Source organism: Inquilinus limosus MP06, from assembly GCF_000767795.1.
Lineage (GTDB): Bacteria > Pseudomonadota > Alphaproteobacteria > DSM-16000 > Inquilinaceae > Inquilinus > Inquilinus limosus_E.
This window is the reverse complement of record NZ_JANX01000620.1, coordinates 1-3,547: the sequence shown is the minus strand read 5'-3', so window position 1 is coordinate 3,547 and position 3,547 is coordinate 1. Positions and strand designations below refer to the sequence as shown.

Genomic DNA, 3,547 nt, shown 5'->3' with positions numbered 1-3,547 from the left:
CCGCAGGCGGGCTGACCTCCCGGTCCGGCCGGCGGTCCGCGGGATCGCCGGCCGGGCCGCGGTCACAGCACGAAGTCGGATGCGACCAGGGCGATGCTGCCCGTCAGCCGGACGTGGAAATCGGAGGTACCATCGCCGTTGACGTCGCCGGCGACGATGGTGACGCCGCCGGTCACGGCGTAGCGCAGCTCGCCGGCGACATGGTGGTAGGCCGCGGTGCCGATGAAGGCAAAGGCCTGGTTGCCGGCAATGCTCGTGTTGGCGTCGATTCCGGACAGGTCGATGCGGTCGCCTTGGGCGTGGCTGAAATCGGTGATCGCATCGGCCCCGGCCCCGACCGGGCTCTGCGTCGCATAGCCGTAGACGAAGCGGTCGGCCCCGGCCCCTCCGGTCAGCGTGTCCTTGCCGCCGGCACCTGTGAGCACGTCATTGCCGTTCCAGCCCTGCAGCACATTGGCGTTGGTGTCCCCGACCAGGCTGTCATTGCCCTGGCTGCCGGACAGGTTCTCGATCCCGTTCAGGGTGTCGCCCGCGGCATCGCCGCCGCTGGCCGTGCCGGCCGCCAGGCTGATGACAACCGCGACCGAGCTGGTGAAGTAGCTGGCGGTGTCGCTGCCGTTGCCGCCGTAGAGGCTGTCCCCGCCGGCGCCGCCGCGCAGCACATCATTGCCGTCCTCGCCGGAGAGGTAGTCGTTGGCGTCGTCCCCGGACAGGGTGTCGTTGCCGTTACCGCCATAGAGGGAATCGTAGTCTCCGCCCCCCGAGAGCACGTCGTTGCCGTCGTAGCCGCTGAGGCCGTTGCCGGCGGCACTTCCGGTCAGCGTATCGTCGTGCTGGCTGCCATAGACATTCTCGAAATTCGATACTGTGTCGCCCTGCGCGTCGCCGCCGCTCGCGGTCCCCGATGCCAGATTCACCGTCACCCCGGCGCCGGAGGAATAATAGGCCAGGCTATCGGTGTAGGCGCCGCCATTGAGCACATCGGCGCCGGCTCCGCCCTCGATATAGTCATAGCCGTCGCCGCCGAAGATGGAGTCGGCGCCGGCGCCGCCGTAGAGAGAGTCGCCGCCGCTATCGCCGTAGAGCGTATCGTTCCCGTCGTCACCGTTCAGATAGTCGCTGCCGCTGCCGCCATGGAACACGTCGTTGCCCAGGCCGCCATATCCGTTGTCGCGACCGCTGCCGCCGTTGAACGTGTCGTTCCCGCCATTGCCGGAGAAATAATCATCGCCGTCCCCCGCGGTCACGACGTCGTCGGCGGAGCCGAGAGAGAAGTACAGCCGCTCGATATTGGTGAATTGCACGCCGGTGGAAGTGGTCGTGGTTGCCCCCGGCGTCGTGTTGGTCGTGACGGTGAACGCCGTCGAGCTGTTCGTATATTGGAATTGGAGGACGTCCTGTCCGGCGCCGCCATTGATGGAGTCGGCGCCGGCATAGGTGGTGATGTAGTCGTCGCCGGTTCCGCCGTCGATGGTATCCGCCGAGCTGACGCTGTAGTCGCCGTCGTAGATCGTGTCGTCCCCTCCGGCGCCGGTGATCTGGTCGCTGGATGTCGTGCCGGAGAGGTTGTCGTCGCCGGCGGTTCCAGGAATGACAGCCATAGCCTTGCCCTTTCTTGGGAAATAAATCATGTAATCTTTTGACTCTGGAAAGTAATATTAACGCTGAATTGTGACGTAATTCGGGGCGCATACTATCCGCGGGCCGGCATGCGGGCGTTTCGCGTCGACCAGCTCTTGCGGAGGGAAGCGCGGATCAGGATCGGGGCTTCGCCCGCAGTGCCCGGACCTGGTCCTGCAGGCATCGGACCAGGTCGCGCAGCGTGGGGTCGGCGATCGGCTCGGCCAGTTCCAGCGTACGGATGCGTCCGTCCTGCTCCACCGTCACGGTGAAGCTGCGGGCGTCGGGCGTCGGCCGCGCCAGGCTCTCCAGCGCCGCCTCCGGCCGGTCGAGGACATGGGCGTCGCGCACCAGCGCCTCGATCCGCGCCGCCTCGGCCTGCGGCAGCGCCGCCAGGTCGAGCACCGCCGGCTCCGCCAGGCCCGGCGAATAGAACAGCCCCGTGCTCGACATCGCGAAGGTGATCCGCATCGCCCGCTCCTGCCCCGGGGCCGTAGCGCCCGCGCCTCAGCCGGTCGGGATGCCGACCTGCTTCCAGGCATCGGCCACGGCCCTGACCTCGGCTTTCTTCGACCCGGGCAGCCGCCCCGCCACATCCACCGTCACCGCGGCGAAATCGGCGAATTTCGTGGTCTCGGTCACCCGGGCGTCGCGCAGCGTATCGTACCAGATCCGCCCCGCCCGCTCCCAGGCATTGCCGCCGATCGCCGTGGCGGCCAGGTAGAAGGCCCGGTTCGGGATGCCGGAATTGATGTGGACGCCGCCATTGTCCTGCATCGTGTCGACATAGTCCTTCATATGGCCGGGCTGGCGGTCCTTCCCCAGCACCGGGTCGTCATAGGCGGTGCCCGGCGCCTTCATCGAGCGCAGGCCGACGCCGTGCACCTTGCTGGTGAACAGCCCCGCGCCGATGATCCAGTCCGCCTCCGCGGCGGTCTGCTTCAGCACCCATTGCTTGACCAGCGAGCCCCAGACATCGGACAGGGATTCGTTCAGCGCGCCGGGCTGCTGCATGTAGACCAGGCCGGCCTCGTCCTCGGTGACGCCGTGCCCCAGCTCGTGGCCGATGACGTCGAGCGAGGCGGTGAAGCGGTTGAACAGTTGGCCGTCGCCGTCGCCGAACACCATGCGCTGCCCGTTCCAGAAGGCGTTGTTGTAGTCCTCGCCGTAATGGACCGTGGCGTCGAGCGGCAGGCCGTCATCATCGATCGAGTTGCGGCGATAGGCCTCGAGGAAGAAGTCGAAGGTGTGGCCCAGCGCGTCATAGGCCTCGTCCACCGCGGCGTCGCCGGACGGCCCCTGCCCCTCGGCCCGCACCAGCGTGCCCGGCAGGGTCTCGCTGTTGCCGGCGGTGTAAATGCTGCGCTGCCGGGCCGCCGGCAGGGCCAGCTTGCGGTGCCGCCGGTCCGTCACCGACTGCGCCACCGCCAGGCGGACGCGCATGGTGCGGAAGGTGGTGTCGATGCCCAGCGCCCGGCTGGCGGCCGCCTTCTGGGCCTTGCTGCCATTGGCGAGGATCTCGCGCAGCAGATAGGGCGGCAGGATGCAGAAGATCGAGTGGCGGTGATGTCGGGTGCACATGCGGATCTCCCTTCCCGGCCCGTCACCGGATAGAAGCCGTGACGGCCCGGTTCGTTCCTGGAAAAGCTTCCTAGATCACGCGATCGGGCCCGGGGCCGACCACTTCCGTCTGGTCAGGCTCCTCGATTGTGGACAGAGCCACTGACCTGATCTCAATTGTCATTGCCGGACTTGACCCGGCAATCCAGGGGCCGCCGAGAGCGGCTCTTGAAAGCCCCTGGATCCTCGGGTCAAGCCCGAGGATGACAATGAAATTGAACCCGAGAGAAAAGGCCCGATGGCCGGCAGCCGGCAGCGTCCGGCGCGCCATCACGCGTGCCGGAAGATATGGGCCATCATCATCACG

The 3,547-nt window shown here is 67.4% G+C and carries 4 protein-coding genes; all 4 read right to left on the bottom strand.

The genetic code is table 11. The features are described 5' to 3' along the window. Positions 1-62: 62 nt before the first annotated feature. Entirely contained in the window at positions 63-1,601 is a 1,539-nt protein-coding gene (locus P409_RS29615) for a calcium-binding protein (protein ID WP_052121559.1), read from the bottom strand. Between the two features lie 154 nt (positions 1,602-1,755). Next, positions 1,756-2,091 carry a protealysin inhibitor emfourin gene (locus tag P409_RS29610; protein WP_034846873.1) on the bottom strand — a complete coding sequence of 112 codons (336 nt, stop codon included), beginning with the start codon at positions 2,089-2,091 and terminating at the stop codon, positions 1,756-1,758. A 36-nt stretch (positions 2,092-2,127) separates the two neighbouring features. Beyond that, a complete protein-coding gene (locus P409_RS29605) occupies positions 2,128-3,201 on the bottom strand; it encodes a M4 family metallopeptidase (RefSeq protein ID WP_034846871.1) in 1,074 nt (357 codons plus the stop codon). 70 nt (positions 3,202-3,271) lie between these two features. After that, a partial coding sequence (locus P409_RS41000; RefSeq protein WP_238578804.1) for a hypothetical protein occupies positions 3,272-3,547 on the bottom strand: 276 nt, incomplete at its 5' end.